General features: G+C 65.0%; 16 protein-coding genes and 2 tRNA genes. 11 read left to right on the top strand and 7 right to left on the bottom strand.

Annotated features, from left to right (window positions below; genetic code table 11):
* Positions 1-57 precede the first annotated feature (57 nt).
* Positions 58-354, bottom strand: a complete 297-nt coding sequence (locus A8950_RS15390; RefSeq protein WP_133614562.1) for a cupin domain-containing protein — start codon at positions 352-354, stop codon at positions 58-60.
* Positions 355-451: 97 nt separating this feature from the next.
* Between A8950_RS15390 and A8950_RS15385 the strand changes: the two genes are divergently transcribed.
* Both A8950_RS15385 and A8950_RS15380 read left to right on the top strand, forming a co-directional pair.
* The gene (locus tag A8950_RS15385) at positions 452-2776 is read left to right on the top strand and encodes a Tex family protein (protein WP_133614561.1); all 2325 of its coding nucleotides are present in this window, start codon (positions 452-454) and stop codon (positions 2774-2776) included.
* A 204-nt stretch (positions 2777-2980) separates the two neighbouring features.
* Positions 2981-4060, top strand: coding sequence for a hypothetical protein (locus tag A8950_RS15380; protein WP_133614560.1), 1080 nt, complete (start codon positions 2981-2983; stop codon positions 4058-4060).
* On the opposite strand, the gene A8950_RS15375 is transcribed toward A8950_RS15380, so the two are convergent.
* Positions 4057-4956 carry a LysR substrate-binding domain-containing protein gene (locus tag A8950_RS15375; protein WP_166645208.1) on the bottom strand — a complete coding sequence of 300 codons (900 nt, stop codon included), beginning with the start codon at positions 4954-4956 and terminating at the stop codon, positions 4057-4059. The two genes, A8950_RS15380 and A8950_RS15375, sit on opposite strands and share 4 nt — an antisense overlap.
* A gap of 211 nt (positions 4957-5167) precedes the next feature.
* On the opposite strand from A8950_RS15375, the gene A8950_RS15370 reads away from it, so the two are divergent.
* The 4 genes from A8950_RS15370 to A8950_RS15355 all read left to right on the top strand — a co-directional run bounded on the left by A8950_RS15370 (position 5168) and on the right by A8950_RS15355 (position 9296).
* Positions 5168-5410 (top strand): hypothetical protein, encoded by a 243-nt coding sequence (locus A8950_RS15370; protein WP_133614558.1) that lies wholly within the window; start codon positions 5168-5170, stop codon positions 5408-5410.
* Positions 5411-5671: 261 nt separating this feature from the next.
* The gene (gene gyrA / locus A8950_RS15365) at positions 5672-8488 is read left to right on the top strand and encodes a DNA gyrase subunit A (RefSeq protein WP_133614557.1); all 2817 of its coding nucleotides are present in this window, start codon (positions 5672-5674) and stop codon (positions 8486-8488) included.
* Positions 8489-8586: 98 nt separating this feature from the next.
* Entirely contained in the window at positions 8587-9096 is a 510-nt protein-coding gene (gene coaD / locus A8950_RS15360; protein WP_133614556.1) for a pantetheine-phosphate adenylyltransferase, read from the top strand.
* Between the two features lie 125 nt (positions 9097-9221).
* Positions 9222-9296 (top strand) — tRNA-Lys (locus tag A8950_RS15355).
* A gap of 42 nt (positions 9297-9338) precedes the next feature.
* Here A8950_RS15355 and A8950_RS15350 read toward each other — a convergent pair.
* Entirely contained in the window at positions 9339-9761 is a 423-nt protein-coding gene (locus A8950_RS15350) for a RidA family protein (RefSeq protein WP_133614555.1), read from the bottom strand.
* A gap of 105 nt (positions 9762-9866) precedes the next feature.
* Here A8950_RS15350 and A8950_RS15345 point away from each other — a divergent pair, with 105 nt between their 5' ends.
* A complete protein-coding gene (locus A8950_RS15345; RefSeq protein WP_133614554.1) occupies positions 9867-10814 on the top strand; it encodes a LysR family transcriptional regulator in 948 nt (315 codons plus the stop codon).
* On the opposite strand, the gene A8950_RS15340 is transcribed toward A8950_RS15345, so the two are convergent.
* Positions 10777-11178: a bacteriohemerythrin gene (locus A8950_RS15340; protein WP_133614553.1), complete on the bottom strand. Its 402-nt coding sequence runs from the start codon at positions 11176-11178 to the stop codon at positions 10777-10779. The genes A8950_RS15345 and A8950_RS15340 overlap by 38 nt on opposite strands.
* Before the next feature lie 472 nt (positions 11179-11650).
* Between A8950_RS15340 and A8950_RS15335 the strand changes: the two genes are divergently transcribed.
* Together A8950_RS15335 and A8950_RS15330 are read left to right on the top strand one after the other, a co-directional pair.
* Positions 11651-11884 carry a DUF1127 domain-containing protein gene (locus A8950_RS15335; RefSeq protein ID WP_208109881.1) on the top strand — a complete coding sequence of 78 codons (234 nt, stop codon included), beginning with the start codon at positions 11651-11653 and terminating at the stop codon, positions 11882-11884.
* Between the two features lie 96 nt (positions 11885-11980).
* Positions 11981-12763: a substrate-binding periplasmic protein gene (locus A8950_RS15330; RefSeq protein ID WP_166645207.1), complete on the top strand. Its 783-nt coding sequence runs from the start codon at positions 11981-11983 to the stop codon at positions 12761-12763.
* A gap of 9 nt (positions 12764-12772) precedes the next feature.
* Here the strand turns inward: A8950_RS15330 and A8950_RS15325 are convergent, their stop codons facing one another.
* A complete protein-coding gene (locus tag A8950_RS15325; protein WP_133614551.1) occupies positions 12773-13681 on the bottom strand; it encodes a hypothetical protein in 909 nt (302 codons plus the stop codon).
* 35 nt (positions 13682-13716) lie between these two features.
* Positions 13717-13791 (bottom strand) — tRNA-Thr (locus A8950_RS15320).
* Positions 13792-14188: 397 nt separating this feature from the next.
* Here A8950_RS15320 and A8950_RS15315 point away from each other — a divergent pair.
* Positions 14189-14908, top strand: coding sequence for a methyltransferase domain-containing protein (locus A8950_RS15315; RefSeq protein ID WP_133614550.1), 720 nt, complete (start codon positions 14189-14191; stop codon positions 14906-14908).
* Here A8950_RS15315 and hutC read toward each other — a convergent pair.
* The gene (gene hutC / locus A8950_RS15310; RefSeq protein WP_133614549.1) at positions 14905-15624 is read right to left on the bottom strand and encodes a histidine utilization repressor; all 720 of its coding nucleotides are present in this window, start codon (positions 15622-15624) and stop codon (positions 14905-14907) included. The genes A8950_RS15315 and hutC overlap by 4 nt on opposite strands.
* Positions 15625-15768: 144 nt before the next feature.
* Here hutC and A8950_RS15305 point away from each other — a divergent pair, with 144 nt between their 5' ends.
* Positions 15769-17133, top strand: coding sequence for a formimidoylglutamate deiminase (locus A8950_RS15305; protein WP_133614548.1), 1365 nt, complete (start codon positions 15769-15771; stop codon positions 17131-17133).
* The last annotated feature ends 16 nt before the right edge of the window (positions 17134-17149 follow it).

The following is a 17149-nucleotide window of genomic DNA, read 5'->3' as shown; positions in this document are numbered from 1 at the left end:
TCGCCACCCTTTTGTCTGCGGGGACGCTTGCCCTGACGGGCGGCGCCCTCGGGTTTTTCAGGGCGCCTTGAATTCGATTTCGACAAAGACGAACTCGTGATCGTTCGCGTTGATGACATTGTGTTCGACGCCGACCGGGCGATAATAGGACTTGCCGGCGGTCAGTTCGGCAAAGCGCGTTTCCTTGCCGTCATCGATCTGCAACTTTCCGCTCGACAGCGGCACGACGACATAGTCATAGCCGTGGCGGTGCCAGGTAGTTTCGGCGCCCGGCGCAAAACGCCATTCGGTGACGATGACGCGTTCGTTGTCGACCTGGACGGTGCCGGTGGCTGCCGGTCTCGCTGTGCTCATGCTTCGGTACCCCGTATTGGCGGGGCCATTGAACCCCAGTCCCGCCTCCGCTACAAGGCCCGCCTTTCGCTGATTGGACCGATTCGGGAGAAAACGCATGATTTCCATCGAAGCCAGGATTGCCGCCGAACTGGACGCGCGCGAGGCGCAGGTTCGGGCGGCGGTCGAATTGCTCGATGGTGGTGCGACCGTTCCCTTCATCGCCCGCTACCGCAAGGAGGTGACGGGTGGCCTAGACGACACGCAGTTGCGCAAGCTCGAGGAGCGCCTGGGTTACCTGCGCGAGCTTGAGGATCGCCGTGCCGCGATTTTCAAGAGCATCGAGGAACAGGGCAAGCTGACCGACGAATTGTCGCGCGAGATCGCGACCGCCGAGACCAAGGCGCGGCTCGAGGATCTTTATCTCCCGTTCAAGCCGAAGCGCCGTACCAAGGCGCAGATCGCGCGCGAGGCGGGGCTGGAGCCGCTGGCCGACCTGCTCCTCGGTGATCCCGCGAAACAGCCCCAGGCCGAGGCCGCAGCCTTCGTCGATGCCTCAAAGGGTGTGGCCGATGTAAAGGCGGCGCTCGATGGTGCCCGCGACATCCTGGTCGAGCGCTTTGCCGAGAATGCCGATCTGCTTGGGCGCCTGCGTGACCTCATCTGGGAGAAGGGCCGCCTCGTTTCCAAGGTGATGGACGGCAAGGAGGACAAGGGCGCCAAGTTCTCAGATTATTTCGACGCCGCCGAACCCATCGCCAAGGTGCCCTCGCACCGCGCACTTGCCATGTTCCGCGGCCAGAAGGAGGAGGTGCTCTCGCTCTCCCTCGCCATCGACGAGCCGGAGGATCGGAAAGCACTCAACGAGGCCGAGCGCGCCATCGCATCGGCTGCCGGCATCAGCGACCGCGGCCGTGCCGCCGATCCCTGGCTGATCGATGTCGTGCATTGGTGCTGGCGGGTGAAGCTCAAGCTTTCGATCGAGCTAGACTTGATGGGCCGCCTGCGCCTTGCTGCCGAGGAAGAGGCGGTGCGCGTCTTCGCCTCGAACCTCAAGGACGTGCTGATGGCAGCCCCCGCCGGTGGCCGGGCCACTCTCGGCCTCGATCCGGGCCTGCGCACCGGCTGCAAGGTGGCCGCCATTGCGGCGACCGGCAAGGTGCTGGAATTCGCCACCATCTATCCGCACGAGCCGATGCGCAAATGGGATGAATCGATCGCGGTGCTGGCGGCCCTTTGCCACCGTCACAAGCTCGAACTGGTGGCGATCGGCAACGGCACGGCCAGCCGCGAGACAGACAAGCTCGCCGACGACCTGATGAAGCGCCACCCGGAATTGAAGCTCACCAAGGTGATGGTGTCGGAAGCCGGCGCTTCCGTCTATTCCGCCTCGGAATACGCCTCCAAGGAACTGCCGGAGCTTGACGTCACCATCCGTGGTGCGGTTTCAATCGCGCGCCGCCTGCAGGATCCGCTCGCCGAACTGGTCAAGATCGATCCCAAATCCATCGGTGTCGGCCAGTACCAGCATGACGTGGCGGAGTTCCGGCTTTCCAAGGCGCTGGATGCCGTGGTCGAGGATTGCGTCAACGCGGTCGGCGTCGAGGTCAATACGGCGTCCGCCAAACTGCTGGCCCGCGTTTCGGGCCTCGGCGACAGCCTCGCCCAGAACATCGTTGCTTTCCGCGACGCCAACGGCCCCTTCAAGTCGCGCCAGCAGCTCCTGCAGGTGCCGCGATTGGGCCCCAAGGCCTTCGAGCAGGCGGCGGGATTCCTGCGCATCCGCGATGGCGAGGATCCGCTCGACGCCTCCTCGGTCCATCCCGAGGCCTATCCGGTCGTGCGTCGCATCCTCGCCTTCACTGGCAAGGATATGAGCGCCGTCATTGGCGACGCGAAGCTGCTGCGCACGCTGAAGCCGGATGCGTTCACGGACGAGACCTTCGGTGTGCCGACGGTAAGCGACATCCTGAAGGAACTGGAAAAGCCCGGCCGCGACCCGCGCCCGGAATTCAAGACGGCGACCTTCAAGGAAGGGGTCGAGGAATTGAAGGATTTGAAGCCCGGCATGCAGTTGGAGGGTGTCGTCACCAATGTCGCGGCCTTCGGTGCCTTTGTCGATATCGGCGTCCACCAGGACGGCCTTGTGCATGTCTCCGCGCTTGCCGACCGTTTCGTGAAGGACCCGCGCGAAGTGGTGAAACCCGGTGACGTCGTCACTGTGCGCGTGGTCGAGGTCGATATCCCCAGGAAGCGCATCTCCCTCACCATGCGCTCCGGCGAGGCGGCCGCGAAGCCGCGCGAACAGGGTGCGCCCAAGGATCGGCCCTTGGGCCGCAACGAGCGCAAATTCATGCAGGACAACCGCGCGCCCCAGGGCAAGAGCGGCGGCAGCGACAACGCCCTCGCCGCAGCCTTCGCCAAAGCCGGGTTCAAGAAGTAACGGCGCCACCTGCTCTGCGTCATGCCCGGGCTTGACCCTGGCATTCAGTCTCTCGCGCAATACTGGATCCCCGGGACGAGCCCGGGGATGACGTGGAAAATGGCACCTCATCCCTTCTCTCTTTGCGGAAGAGAGGCAGGGCAAGGGGGTATCGCCAACGCGCCGTTGTCAGGCTAGGCTGCCGCCCCTGACCCGGGGGGCGGCTTGAGCAAACTTTTACTGATATCGCTCGGAAAGCTGAACGGCGCGGTACTGGAAGCCGCGGCGCGGGATGGCCGATTCCCGCATATCATCGTGGCAACCAGGAACGTGGCGCAGGCCCGCATGCGCGCTAATGCCGCCAGGATCGGTGCGGCGCTGGAGGGGGAATATCCCCGCATCGACGTGGTCGGTTTCGATTTCAACGCGCCCGATGCCGCCGATACCTTGCGCAAGATCCAGCCCGATCTGATGATGGCGGCACCGACGTTTCTTCCCTGGTGGAAGCTTCTCGGCCATGCGAACCCGAAGGTGCGCGCCTTGCCCTTCGCCGGCTGGCTCGCCTGCCATTTGGCGCCCATGCTGGCCCTGCGTGCCGCCTGGGAGAAATCCGAACTGCACTGCCCCTGGGTCTCGGCGACCTATCCCGATGTGGTCAATGCCGTCCTGCACATGACCGGGCAGGGGCCGATCGTCGGCATCGGCAATGTCAGCGAATGCCTGCCGAAGATCCGCTTTCTCGCCAGCCAGCATGCGAATGCGCCGATTGCCGAACTGGCCGTCAAGCTGGTGGGCAGCCACGCGCTCTCCAATCTCTTCTATCGCGAAGAGGCGGTGAAGGAATTGCCGCCCTTCCTGCTGCAGGTGCTGTGGCATGGCCATGACATTTCCTTGGCGGTGAAGGACAAGCTCCGCAGCGTGAAGATGCCGGTCGTGCAAGATCTCGAGATCAACCGCATCACCGCCTCAGCTGCCCTTGACGTGCTGGCGGCCCTGCTCGACGCCGAGCCGCATGCCCTGCACGCGCCGGCGCCCAATGGCCTCGTCGGCGGCTATCCGGTGAGGATCAGCCGCAAGGGGGTCGAGATCGACTTGCCGCCGGACTGGCCTCTGGAACACGCCCTCGGCATCAACGCCTCTGCCCTGGTCTTCGACGGCATCAGCGCCATCGAAAAGGACGGCACGGTGATCTACACCGAGAAATGCGCGGTCGCCCTCAAAGCTCTGTTAGGGGAAGAATGGCCGCGTTTAGCGCCGGCCGAGGCGCCTGCCCTGGCGGCTAAACTCATCGCGGCGCTGGATTAGATCTCGGTCGCCTTCGCTTCTTCCAGGATCCAGTTGAGGAAGGCCTGCGCTTCCGGCCGCTTTAACACGTCGGGCGCATGCACGATGTAATAGGCAAAGGGGGTCGTGATGCTCTTTTCGAACGGGCAGATCAGGCGCCCTTCGGCGAGGAGGTCGGCGACGGCGCCGGTGGTGCCCAACGCCACCCCCTGGCCGGCCACCGCGGCCTGCAGGCAAAGTGCGAAATCCGTGAAATGGATGCCGCGCGTCGCATCCACGTCCTCGATCCCGGCGGCGCGCAGCCAGGCCTGCCAGTCCGGCCAGATGTAGGATTGCCCGCTCCAGTCGAGGTGGAGGAGGGTGTGGTGCTTGAGATCGGCCGGGTCGGTGAGTGGTGCCCGTGCCAGCACCTTCGGACTGAAGACCGGATAGACCTCGTCGGCAAAAAGACGGTGCGCCACCACATCCGGCCAGTCGCCGAGGCCGAAGCGGAAGTCGAAATCGAACGCGTCCGGCTCCAGCGTCGCCCAGCTGGTAGCCGTCTCCAGCACCACGTCGACGCTGTCCGCCCGGGCGCGATAGCGCTGCAGGCGGGTCAGCAGCCAGTTGGCGGCCAGCGCCGGGTCCTCGATCCGCAGGCGCAGCGAGAGGCCCTTCATGCCACGCCGCAGGCGATCGGAGACGCGCCCCAGCAGGCGGAAGGCCTGGGCAAGATCGTCCTTCACTTCCTGGCCCATGCGGGTGAGGACCAGCCCGGTGCCGTGGCGCTGCACCAGGGCCGCGCCGATCTCGGCCTCCAGCGCCTTGACCTGCTGGCTGACGGCGCCCGGCGTCACATGGAGTTCTGCCGCCGCCTGGCGCACGGATCCCAGGCGTGCCACGGCCTCGAAGGCGCGCAAGCCGGGCAGGGAGGCCATGCGGCGGCTCGATAGGGGCGACAGGGGACCGGGCGGATTTAGCATGGCTAAACGTATTCGTTACTAAGTATCGCGTGTCAAGGTGCCGGAAACGCCCTATTTTAAGGAGAACAGAGCGATCTGTGCAGGATGGGCGAACCGAAGCAGCCATTCCTGCGACAGAGTGACGCTAAACCAGAGTGACGCCAAACCAGATCGTCGGAGAACCGCCATGCTGACCCGTCTCTTTTTCCGCAGCCGTGCCAGGGCGATCTCGCCCAGCCTGGAGACCGTCCTGTCGGATTGCGATGACCGGCTCCTGGACGATATCGGCCTGCTGCGCGATCCGGCCAACCGGCTTATGCGCGCCCCGGCTGAATTCTATGCCTTCGATCTGCCGCGGGTCGGCGGCCGTTTCGGCGGTCGCGTCGCGAACGATTTCGCCACGGATTTCGGGGGCCCGAAGGCGGCCTGAGGCCGCATCCTTATGGCCCCCGAATCGGCCGCTGATCGCCTGATCCCGGCCGGATTCTCCCGAACATCCCTGACTTGCGCCCGCCGCGTTCCTCGGAACCCGGCGGGCCTTTGTTTTTATTGGGTTTTTTAGGCAAATCGCCGGTGCGAAAACCGCCGCGCTTATGTTGTTCGGCCGGGGCCGATCTGCTATCTTCCGCACGCGGTTTCGGGGGATGCCGAGACGGCCATTAAAACATTGAATCGCAAGGCATAATTTCCAGTGACCGAAACGCCCGCCACGCCCGGATTCGACATCGCGCCGATCACCATCGAAGAGGAGATGAAGCGCTCCTATCTCGATTACGCGATGAGCGTCATCGTTTCCCGCGCGCTGCCCGATGTGCGCGACGGCCTGAAGCCGGTCCATCGCCGCATCCTCTATGCCATGAGCGAGGGCGGGTTCTCCTCCTCCGGGGGCTTCAAGAAATCGGCCCGCGCGGTCGGCGACGTCATGGCGAAATACCATCCCCATGGCGACCAGGCGATCTATGACGCCCTGGTGCGCATGGCGCAGGATTTCTCGCTGCGCGTCCTGCTGATCGACGGCCAGGGCAATTTCGGCTCGATGGACGGCGATCCGGCGGCGGCGATGCGCTACACCGAATCCCGCCTCTCCAAGGCGGCCGAGGCGCTGCTCGAGGACATCGACAAGGAAACGGTCGACTTCCAGCCGAATTACGACGACCGTGAGTTGGAACCCGTCGTCTTGCCGGCGCGCTTTCCCAATCTGCTGGTGAACGGCGCCGGCGGCATCGCCGTCGGCATGGCGACCAACATCCCGACCCACAATCTGTCCGAGGTGATCGACGCCTGCTGCGCCTATGTCGAGAACCCGGAGATCAGCATCGACGAGCTTATCCGCATCGTGCCGGGCCCGGACTTCCCGACCGGCGGCGTCATCCTGGGGCGAAACGGCATCCGCGAGGCCTACCACCTCGGCAAGGGCTCGGTCGTCATGCGTGGCCGCACCGCGATCGAGGAGATCCGCAAGGACCGCGAGGCGATCGTCATCACCGAGGTGCCCTACCAGGTCAACAAGGCGCGCATGATCGAGCGCATGGCCGAATGCGTGCGCGAGAAGATCATCGAGGGCATCGCCGATCTGCGCGACGAAAGCGACCGCGACGGCGTGCGCGTTGTCGTTGAACTGAAGCGCGACGCCATGGCCGATGTGGTCCTCAACCAGCTCTACCGCTTCACCCCGCTGCAGACCTCCTTCGGCGTCAACATGCTGGCGCTCAACGGCGGCAAGCCGGAGATGCTGAACCTGAAATCCGTGATTGCCGCCTTTGTCGCCTTTCGCGAGGAGGTGATCACCAGGCGCACGGTCTACGAGCTCGGCAAGGCGCGCGAGCGGGCGCATGTCTTGGTCGGCCTTGCCATCGCGGTCGCCAATATCGACGAGGTGATCCAGGCGATCCGTACCGCGCCGGACCCGCAGGTCGCCAAGGAGCGCCTGATGGGGCGTGACTGGCCGGCCGCCGATGTGGCGCCGCTCATCCGCCTGATCGACGATCCGCTGCATCCCTTGACCGAGGAACTCACCTACCGCCTCTCCGAGGCTCAGGCCAAGGCGATCCTCGATCTGAGGCTGCAGCGCCTCACCGGGCTCGAGCGCGAGAAGATCGCCGAGGAACTGAACGGCCTCGCCGGCGAGATCACCGACCATCTCGAAACGCTGGAAAGCCGGCCGAAACGCCTCAAGATCCTGACCGACGAACTCATTGCGGTGAAGGCGCAGTTCGGTTCGCCCCGCCGCACCTCGATCGAGGAGAACGAGTTCGAGCACGACATCGAGGACCTGATCCAGCGCGAGGACATGGTCGTCACCGTGACCCATGGCGGCTATATCAAGCGGGTGCCGCTCTCGACCTATCGGGCCCAGCGTCGCGGCGGCAAGGGCCGCGCCGGCATGTCGACGCGCGACGAGGATTTCGTCGCCAAGCTGTTCGTGGCCGACACCCATACGCCGGTCCTGTTCTTCTCGACCAAGGGAATGGTCTACAAGACCAAGGTCTATCGCCTGCCGCTCGGCAATCCGCAGGCGCGCGGCAAGGCGCTGGTCAACATCCTGCCGCTGTCCGAGGGCGAAACCATCTCGACCGTGCTGCCCCTGCCGGAGGATGAATCCACCTGGCATGACAGCCATATCATGTTCGCGACGGCCAGCGGCTATGTGCGCCGCAACGAGCTCAGCGATTTCGTCGACGTGCGCGCCAACGGCAAGATCGCGATGAAGCTGGACGAGGGGGACCGCCTGATCGGCGTCGCCGTCTGCACGGCGGAGAACGACATTCTCCTCGCCGCCCGCAGCGGCAAGGCGATCCGCTTCCCCGTGACCGATGTGCGCGTCTTCGCCGGGCGCGATTCGGTCGGTGTCCGCGGCATCCGGCTGGAGGCGGGCGACCACGTGGTTTCCATGACCACCCTCAATCACATCGAGGTCGATACCGAGGAACGCGATGCCTATCTGCGCCTTGCCGCCCAGAAGCGCCGCGAACTGGCGGCCGCGTCGGGCGAAGAGGGCGAATTGGCCGAAAGCAGCCCCGAGGCGGAGGAGGTGACGGCCCCGGGCGCCGAGATGAGCCCCGAGCGCTTTGCCGAGCTCGAGGCAAAGGACGAACTCATCCTCACCGTCACTGCCAAGGGCTATGGCAAACGCACATCCGCCTATGAATACCGCCTGACCGGGCGCGGCGGGCAGGGTGTCGCCAATATCGAAATGTCGGCCCGCAACGGGCATGTCGTCACCTCCTTCACCGTTACCGACGATGACCAGATCATGCTGGTGACCGATGGCGGCCAGCTCATTCGCTGCCCGGTCCACGACATCCGCGTCGCCCGGCGCCAGACCCAGGGGGTCAAGGTCTTTACGGTGGCCGAGGATGAGCAGGTGGTCGCCGTCGCCCACATGCCGGACATGATGGATGAGGGCGAGGATACCGAGGCCGAGGGCGGCGAAACGGTGGCCGAGCCAGATCCTGCCGGAACTGGGGATGCCGGTGCAGGGGATGGGGCAGAGGGCGCCCCGGAATAAGGCGGGCCGGATTTCGAGGGCAGAAGCCGCGTGGCCGGCAGGCCAGGCGGCCAGGTCCAGGGTCTGAGACCGAGGTAAAAGCGGGGGCAGGGGGCAAGATGGCGCAGAGGATCGGTGTCTATCCGGGGACCTTCGACCCGGTCACCAACGGGCATATGGATATCATCCGCCGGGCTGCCCTGATGGCGGACCGGCTGATTATTGCCGTCTCGACCAATGCCGGGAAGGGCCCGCTCCTCGGCATCGAGGAGCGCATTGCCCTCATGCGCGAGGAGGTGGCGGATCCCCGCAACGGGCTCGACGGCGCCAATGTCGAGGTGCGGCCCTTCGACAACTTGCTGATGCATTTCGTCGAGGAAGTGGGGGCGCAATTCATCATCCGGGGCCTTCGCGCCGTCTCCGATTTCGAATACGAGTTCCAGATGGCCGGCATGAACGCTCGCCTCAACCCGGCGGTGGAGACGGTCTTCCTGATGGCCTCGGAGCGCCAGCAATTCATCTCCTCCCGCTTCGTCAAGGAGATCGGGCGGTTGGGCGGGAAAATCGACGAATTCGTCTCTCCCCGGGTCAACGCCGCCTTGCAGAAGGTTTTTAGGGAAGGCCGATAGTTATTTGATTTTGCGGCTTAATTCTTCGCCGCGCTGGCGGCATCTGGCGATCCCGCCGGCGCGATCGAAGCTTGCAATTTCCGCCCAATAATGGGATTGGAACGCCGCCGCATTTGATTGGTGAAGGGCCGGTAGCTCAGCGGTAGAGCATCTGACTTTTAATCAGAGGGTCGCGGGTTCGAACCCCGCCCGGCTCACCAGCGCCGCCGAGGCGGTGCGCTCCCGCCGCAATACGCCCGGGATCACGGAATCCGTGCGATTGCCTTCAGTTCGAAATCGAACCCGGCCAACCAGTTGACGCCCACAGCTGTCCAACTCGGATAGGGCGCTTCGCCGATCTCCCCGGCGCGGATGGCGAGCACGGTCTCCAGTTGATTTTCTGGATCGGTGTGGAAAGAGGTCACGTCGACGACGTCGTCAAAGCTGAGCCCTGCAGCCGCCAGCACGGCCTTCAGATTGGCAAAAGCCCGGCGCACCTGGTCGGCGAAGACCGGCTCCGGCGAGCCGTCGGGGCGGGCGCCGACCTGGCCGGAAACGAACAGCAGATCGCCCACACGGATGGCGGCGGAATACTTGTGGGCGTCGTAGAGCGCGTGACGGTCGGCGGGAATGACGGCGTCGCGCCTTGCCGATTTGACGGCGGATGTTGCTTTGGTCTGTGTCATGTCGGGTGTCCTCTTAGAAGTGGGGTTACAAACCTCGAAATAAGGCGCCGCTATTCCGACAATAAGACGTTGAAATGGGCGTGCGTTGATGCAAAATTCCCATCAATGATCCGGCCCTCGATCAATGACCTCGCCGCCTTTGTGGCGGTCGCAACCCATCGCAGCTTTCGCCGTGCGGCGGACGAACTCGGCACAGCCCCCTCGACCCTCAGCCACGCGATGCGGGCGCTCGAGGAACGCATGGGGGTGCGTCTCCTCAATCGCACCACCCGCAGCGTGGCGCCGACCGAGGCCGGCTACCGCCTGCTCGCCCGCCTGCAACCGGCACTTGACGCGCTGGACGAGGCGATCGAGAGCGTCGCAGCGTTCCGCGGCCGCGTCGCCGGCACGGTCCGGGTAAGCGCGCCGCGCCTCGCGGCGGCACGCCTGGTCCGCGATATCCTGCCGGCATTGGCGGATCGCTCACCGGATGTCGTCGTTGACCTTGTGGTAGATGGCAGGCTGGTCGACATCGTATCGGCCGGGTTCGATGCCGGCATACGCCTGGTCGATTCCATTCCGCGCGATATGATCGCCTTAGTCCTGGGGGAGCCGGTGCGGTTCGCCTGCGTCGCCTCGCCCGGCTATCTCGCCCGCGCCGGCGCGCCGAAAACGCCCGAGGATCTGAGAGCGCATCGCTGCCTCGGCCACCGCATGCCGGGTGGCAGGCTCTATCGCTGGGAGTTCGCGCGGGCGGGGCGGGTCCTGACGGTCGATACCGCCGGAAGCGTGATCCTGGACGACGAGGAACTGATGGTGGAGGCCGCTATCCGCGGGCTGGGCATCGCCTATGTCGCCAGCCCGGCCGCGGAAGCCGCCCTCGCTGCCGGACAACTGCAGGAAATTCTCGGCACCTGGATGCCGGCTGCGGAAGCCCTGGCAATCTATTTTCCGGGTCACCGCGCCGTGCCGCCTGCGTTGCGGGCGCTGCTTGATGTCGTCAGGGAAAGGAGCCAGTCGGGCGCAACCCAGAGCCTCACCGCGACCGGGATTGCAGCTCCTGGTGCCAATTGAGGAAGCGCAGATCCATGGTCAGGACCGTGCCGAGCAATTCACTATAGCATTCCTCGGCGATCCCGCCCGGCTGGCGCTCGCCGCCCAGGAGTGCCTCCTGCAACTGGTCCAGCATCGTCAGGATACTGCCGTGGTGATCGGCATGATGGCCGGCCCAGGGGTAGTTCAGGAGGCGCAGATAGATTTCCTCGCTCTCGAAATGCGTGGCGAGCAGATCGCGGAACCGGCGCAATTGCTTGCCACAATCCGAGGCCGTACCGTCTGCTTCCGCCGCCCGCAGCTGGTTGATGGCAGCGACAAGGTCGTGATGCTCGGCATCAAGCTGGGCGATGCCCGTCAGCATTGCAGGCGTGAGTGTGTACATTTCCAGTAAAATCAGTGCGTCGAACGGTTTCGATAATCCGGCCTGGCAGGCTTGGCTTGCGCCCTTTGGCTGCCAGCGATGATCATAACGGAGCCGGGCCGCGGGGGTTCCCGGCACGAAGCTGGCACGGGTCACGATTTCGTGAGGGGACGGCGAGTGCGTCCGGTTTCCAGTGCATGCATGGGGCGGTTTGATATCATTTCTGACGCGAACCTTACAGTCATCCCCCCCGATCCCGTGGGTTCGCTGTGGTGGGCGTCACAACTCCGCGCGGACGGTCACCCGAGATTCCTTACTGAAAAGGGCGGTTCGTTGCGGCGGCCGCCCTTTTTGTTGCTTCGGGCTTGGTCTTGGCCCGCCACGGGCCGAGCAGCGCGTGCCTCCGCCCCGTGAACCCCCACGCGGCCGCCGGCGACAAACCGGCATCGATGCCAGCCCGATCGCGGCTGGGCACCAAGCATGAGGTTCAAGAATGGTTACGGCAGGCATGGCCGGTCGGCAGTGCGGAATCGGCGCCAATACCAATACCAGCTGGGGCTGGTTTGCTGACAGGATCGCTGAATTTCAAGAATTTCTGTTTCTCTGGGCAGAGCGACAGCGCGTGCGCCGCGCTCTTGCCCGGATGGACGCGCATCTGCTGAAGGATATCGGCCTCACTCCCGGCGAGGCGGAAAACGAGATACAGAAACCCTTCTGGCGTCCCTAGATATCCAGCCTTCGATTGACGCGATCCGCTGACCGGCCGATCATGACGCAGGGCTGGTGAGTCTGACCGGGAAACGATCGGATGGATTGGCGGGACATGCGGCGTCGATCCGGATTGTGCGGCCTCATGATGGTCGCCGGCGTGCTGCTTGCCGCCTTTCCGGCGGCGGCGCCTGCCGACACCATCCGTTTGCGGGCCGATTACTGGTGTCCCTACAATTGCATGCCCGAAGATCCGCGCCCCGGTTACATGGTGGATTTGGCGGCGCGTGCGCTGGCTGCGGCCGGCCATGAGGCCGATTACCAGCTGATGCCATGGGACCGTGCGCTTGAAGAAGTGGCCGATGGCAGGATCGACGCGGTGATCGGCGCGACACCGCTGGAGTCGCAGGGCCTCGTGCTGAGCGTCCCGCTCGGACGCGACCACGATTGTTTCTTCGTGCGACGGGACAGCATGTGGGCCTATCGCGGCCCTGCCTCGCTGAACGAGGTACTGCTGGGCGTCGTCGCCGGCTACACCCATGACGAGGGGCCGATCGATGCCTATGTCGACGCGCATGACGGTCCCGGCGGGACTGTCGTCGCCAGCCGCGATGACGAGGGGGCGGAAAAGAATGTCGGCCTGCTGTTGCGCGGGCGCGTCGACGCCATTCTCGACAGCGAGGCAGTCATTCGGTTCGTCGCCAAGCAGGCGGGACGGGCGGATGAAATCAAGACCGCCGGATGCCTTGCGCCCCTGACCCTGCACATCGCTTTTTCCCCCAGGCGACCCGATTCGGAGGAACTGGCCGCGGCACTTGAACGGCAGATGGAGGCGATGCGGGCGGACGGCTCGCTGGCCGCCCTGCTGGCAGATTACGGCCTCAGCGACTGGGAATAGGGTAGCGGCTCAAGCGCGCCGCCACACCACCAGCGTGCCGGGATTGAGCGGATCGTTGGCGACCAGGTCGCGATCGATTTTCTCGATCACGATCTTGCCCGCCTTCTCGTAGCGCCGCAGGGTCTCCAGCAGGTTGCGGTTCTTGCCATGGCGCCAGCAACGCCGAGCCGAAGCCGTCGCCTGGTTCAGTGCCTTGAGGCCCAGTTTTTTCGCCAGCCGGTCGAGTTTCATGATGATCGCATCCGGTTCCACCTGCCAGCCCACGGGCTCGATGTGGACGCAACGCGTGAAGCCCGGAATGGCCATGATCCGGTCGATCAATTCATCCTTGATGAAGGTGATCTGTTCGATCGAATAGGTGCTGTAGACGACCGTCTCCAGTTTCTCGGTGAGGTACGAGAAATCCGCTTTGTGGTAGTCGAAATGGCGGGTCTGCAGGCGAAAGCGCGGTTCGGCCCGGGCGAAGAGTTTCGTCACTTCCTGGCCGGCATCGGTGTATTCAAGCGCCCAGTATTCCGCATCCCGCGGCGCGCCGCCGAGCCACAGGCCGGTGATGACGGCACCCCAGCCGGACCCCATCTCGATGATGCGCTGGGTACTGGCCGGAACGCGGGCGCGGATTTCCTCCAGCATGACGGCCGCGTAATAGGCGAGGTGGGCTGCCTGGTTGACCCGATCCGACAGCGGTTCCCCGCCGACCGTCGGGCGGTACTTGCCGCGCTGCTTGCGCGGGGCGTTGCCGCGTTCGGCCAGGCAGCGGCTGAGGATGCGGGCGAGGTTCTGCCCTTCCTCGGCATAGGCTGCCTCGGCGACCGCAAGGTAGCGGGACCAGCCGGCATTATAATGGTTAAAGACCGCCTGTTCATTCTTGACCCGGACCGACTCAGTGCGGCCGGATGTAGTGGCGACATTGTCCAAGAGTCTGGATCCCCTGCTGTGGGCGGCCTGAAAAATGGTGCCGGCAGAGGGATTTGAACCCCCGACCTTCGGTTTACAAAACCGCTGCACTACCGCTGTGCTATGCCGGCCAAAGAGCCCGGCTTCTTTAGCCCCGGGGCGGGGGCGGGGCAAGCGAATTGGCGGCTTGCGGCCCCGGGGATCAGCTTGTCGCGACCGGATCGAAGGGGGCCGGAATGAATGCGGGCGCCCGATGGGGATGGCATCGGGCGCCCGCGATCTGAAGCGGGGATGGGGACGGTTGGGTGAACCCCGCTTCATGCGAGCAAACATAGGACCGCCCGTGCCGGCCGTCTGTGATCCGGGTCACATTGCCGCCGGCCCACCGGTGACGACCAGGCCGGGGCACGGACCCTGCGGCAAGTTTGCCGCGGCAAAGGCCTGCTTTCGTCCTTGGCTGTGGGCATGAAACTGTTTAGGTTCCCGGCCGATTTGGCCTGCCGGGCGGCACATCCCAGGGGAGTGAGTTTGTCCAAGGAATTCAACATGAAGCGCTGGTGGCGTGGGACCAAGCGCTATCTTTCCTGGCGCCTGCGCAACCCGTTTGCCCCTTACGAGGACTATTATGTCCATGCGGTGATGCGGAAAGTTCGCGGCGCCGGACATCCGGCCATCGGGCCGAAATCGCGCCCCGTGCGCGCCCAGACCGAGTTGCTGGACTTCCTGAAGCGCTATGGCCTGCAGCCCGGTGACGTGGCGGTGGATTACGGCTGCGGCTCGCTGCGACTCGGCGAGGCATTGATCGGTTATCTCGAGCCCGGCAAGTATTGGGGTGTCGACATCACCGCCGAATTCTACGAACTCGGCCTGCAGGGCATGGACGCAGATTTCGTGCGCGAGAAGGCGCCCAAGCTTGGCGTCATCAACCCGGAAACGCTGGCCAGGGTCCGCGCCGACAAGCCGCGCTTCGTCGCGTCCTGGCATGTCTGCTCCAAGGTCCCCGAGGCCCGGCTCGATTCCTATATCGGCAGCATCGTTTCGCTGCTCTCGCCCGGCAGTATCGCCCTGGTGCATTTCCCCGAAAGCGCCGAACGGCGGCAATTGTCTGGCCTGGCCTGGTCAAGCCCCCGGAGCCTGATCGAGAAGGTGGCGCGAAAGCTGGCGCCCGACGCGGATATCAGCTTTGCCCCGCTGATCGAGGGTGAACGGGACGGCATCCGCCAGACCCTGCTGGTGATTCGCGCCTAGCCTGATTTCGGCGCGATGCGCCCGGAGAGGCGATAGCGGCTGCCGGGGTAGAGCAGACGCACCTGGCTGACCGGCTTGCCGCCGGACCAGGTGCGGCGGGTCAGCTGCAGGCAGGGCTCGTTCGCCTCGATCTTCAGATGCTTGCGCTCCCAGGGCGCTGTCAGCACTGCCTCGATCACATGCTCGGCCTCCGAAATGGGCGCCACCCGGGTCAGGTAGACATAAGGGGTCTGCCGGGTGAAATCCTGCTCCAGGTATCCCGGTGCAACGCGCGGGTCGACATAGCGATCCTCGATCTGGACGGGCAGGCCGTTTTCGCGGTGCAGAAGCACGGAATGGAATACCCGGGTTCCGGCACGCATGGCGAAAGTCCGGGCAATCTCGTCCGGCGCCGGCAGCGCCTCCAGCTTCAGCACGTCGGCCTCATGCTCATGGCCGCGCTCGGCGATTTCCTCGGCGATGTTGCGCACTTCAAAAAGGGCGGCCTGCGGCTTCTGGGCGGCGACGAAAGTGCCGACCCCCTGGACGCGGGTAAGGGTCCCGTCCAGGGTCATTTCCCGGAGCGCCCGGTTCACCGTCATGCGGCTCACCCCCAGCGCCTTCACCAGCTCCGCCTCGGAGGCAATGCGGTCGCCCGGCCGCCAGGTGCCGGCTTTGATGCGCTCGACGATCAGGCGTTTGACACGCTCGTAGTGGGGGATGATTTCCTGGTTCATCGGTCTCTGGCGATTCGGGTTTCTGCCGCAAACGTGGCGCGCCAGCTTTACCCCATCCGCCAGCATCACTCGACAGCGTGACTCGACAGGGCGAGCTGAATCCCACATAGATATACCTGTATAGACAGCGTGCCGGGAAGTACCATGCCCAAAGCCATCCATGCCGCCCAGGCCCTGTTGCCGCAGGGCTGGGCCGACGAGGTCCTCATCGAATGCGATGCAGCGGGCATGGTGACCCGGGTGACCCCCGGTACCGCCGCGCCGCCGGACGCCCAGATCGCCCAGGGCCCGGTCCTCCCCGGCATGCCGAATTTGCATTCCCACGCCTTCCAGCGCGCCATGGCCGGCCTCGCCGAAATCGCCCTCAACCCGGAAGATTCCTTCTGGACCTGGCGCGATCTGATGTACCGCCTGGTCGGGCGCCTCGACCCAGACCAGGTCGAGGCGATCGCGCGCTACCTCTATATCGACATGCTGAAGGGCGGCTATACCGCGGTGGCCGAATTCCATTACCTGCATCACGACGTTGACGGCCGGCCCTATGCCGACCCCACCGAGATGTCGCAGCGCGTCCTCGCGGCGGCCGAGGCGACCGGCATCGCCATCACGCTGCTGCCGGTGATGTATGCGCATGGCGGTTTCGGCGGCAAGGCCCCCAGCGACGGCCAGCGCCGTTTCATCCATACGACCGACCAGTACCTTAAGCTGCAGGAAGGCCTGATCCGGGATTGCCGGGCACCCGGCCGCCGCCTCGGCTTCTGCTTCCACTCGCTGCGCGCGGTGACGCTGGACGAAATCCAGGCCGTGCTGGCCAGCAGCGGTGACGACCGCCCGATCCATGTTCATATCGCCGAGCAGCAAAAGGAAGTCGATGACTGCCTTGCCTGGAGCGGGCGGCGGCCGATCCAGTGGCTCTACGAAAATGTCGACGTCGATGCACGCTGGTGCCTGATCCATGCGACACATGCCGAACCGGACGAGGTGGCGGCGATGGTCAAGAGCCGTGCCATTGCCGGCCTCTGCCCGACGACGGAGGCCAATCTCGGTGACGGTTTCTTCCCCGCCATCGCTTTTGCCGATCAGGGCGGGCGCTGGGGCATTGGCTCCGACAGCCACGTTTCACTGAGCGTCGTCGAGGAATTGCGCTGGCTGGAATACGGCCAGCGCCTGAAAGCCGAACGGCGCAACCGCTTGCATGGCCCGGCCGGCCAGCATGTCGCCGGCTATCTCTATCGCGCGGCGCTCGATGGCGGCGCGCAGGCGCTGGGCCAGCAGATGGGGGCGATCGCCCCCGGCAAGCGCGCCGATCTGGTGGTGCTCGATGGCCAGCATCCGCTGCTCGCCCACATCGCGGGCGACGACATTCTCGGCCGCTGGCTGTTCGCCGGCCTCAACCGCATGGTGAAGGATGTGATGGTCGGCGGCCAATGGGTCGTGCAGGACGGCCGCCACGCCGACGAGATCGAAGCGGGCCGCGCCTTCGCCGCGGCGGTGAAGGCCGCGATCTAGGTCTCAGCTACAGGCG

Origin of the sequence: Dongia mobilis (assembly GCF_004363235.1) — a bacterium.
Lineage (GTDB): Bacteria > Pseudomonadota > Alphaproteobacteria > Dongiales > Dongiaceae > Dongia > Dongia mobilis.
This window is presented reverse-complemented; position numbering and strand designations above follow the sequence as displayed.

Coding starts and splice junctions, on each gene's coding strand:
- A8950_RS15345 (WP_133614554.1), top strand. CDS start 9,867: ATGATCCGGCCCTCGATCAATGACCTCGCCGCCTTTGTGGCGGTCGCA.
- coaD (WP_133614556.1), top strand. CDS start 8,587: ATGGCGCAGAGGATCGGTGTCTATCCGGGGACCTTCGACCCGGTCACC.
- A8950_RS15375 (WP_166645208.1), bottom strand. CDS start 4,956: ATGGCCTCCCTGCCCGGCTTGCGCGCCTTCGAGGCCGTGGCACGCCTG.
- A8950_RS15385 (WP_133614561.1), top strand. CDS start 452: ATGATTTCCATCGAAGCCAGGATTGCCGCCGAACTGGACGCGCGCGAG.
- A8950_RS15390 (WP_133614562.1), bottom strand. CDS start 354: ATGAGCACAGCGAGACCGGCAGCCACCGGCACCGTCCAGGTCGACAAC.
- A8950_RS15350 (WP_133614555.1), bottom strand. CDS start 9,761: ATGACACAGACCAAAGCAACATCCGCCGTCAAATCGGCAAGGCGCGAC.
- A8950_RS15330 (WP_166645207.1), top strand. CDS start 11,981: ATGCGGCGTCGATCCGGATTGTGCGGCCTCATGATGGTCGCCGGCGTG.
- hutC (WP_133614549.1), bottom strand. CDS start 15,624: ATGAACCAGGAAATCATCCCCCACTACGAGCGTGTCAAACGCCTGATC.
- A8950_RS15335 (WP_208109881.1), top strand. CDS start 11,651: ATGGTTACGGCAGGCATGGCCGGTCGGCAGTGCGGAATCGGCGCCAAT.
- A8950_RS15305 (WP_133614548.1), top strand. CDS start 15,769: ATGCCCAAAGCCATCCATGCCGCCCAGGCCCTGTTGCCGCAGGGCTGG.
- A8950_RS15340 (WP_133614553.1), bottom strand. CDS start 11,178: ATGTACACACTCACGCCTGCAATGCTGACGGGCATCGCCCAGCTTGAT.
- A8950_RS15370 (WP_133614558.1), top strand. CDS start 5,168: ATGCTGACCCGTCTCTTTTTCCGCAGCCGTGCCAGGGCGATCTCGCCC.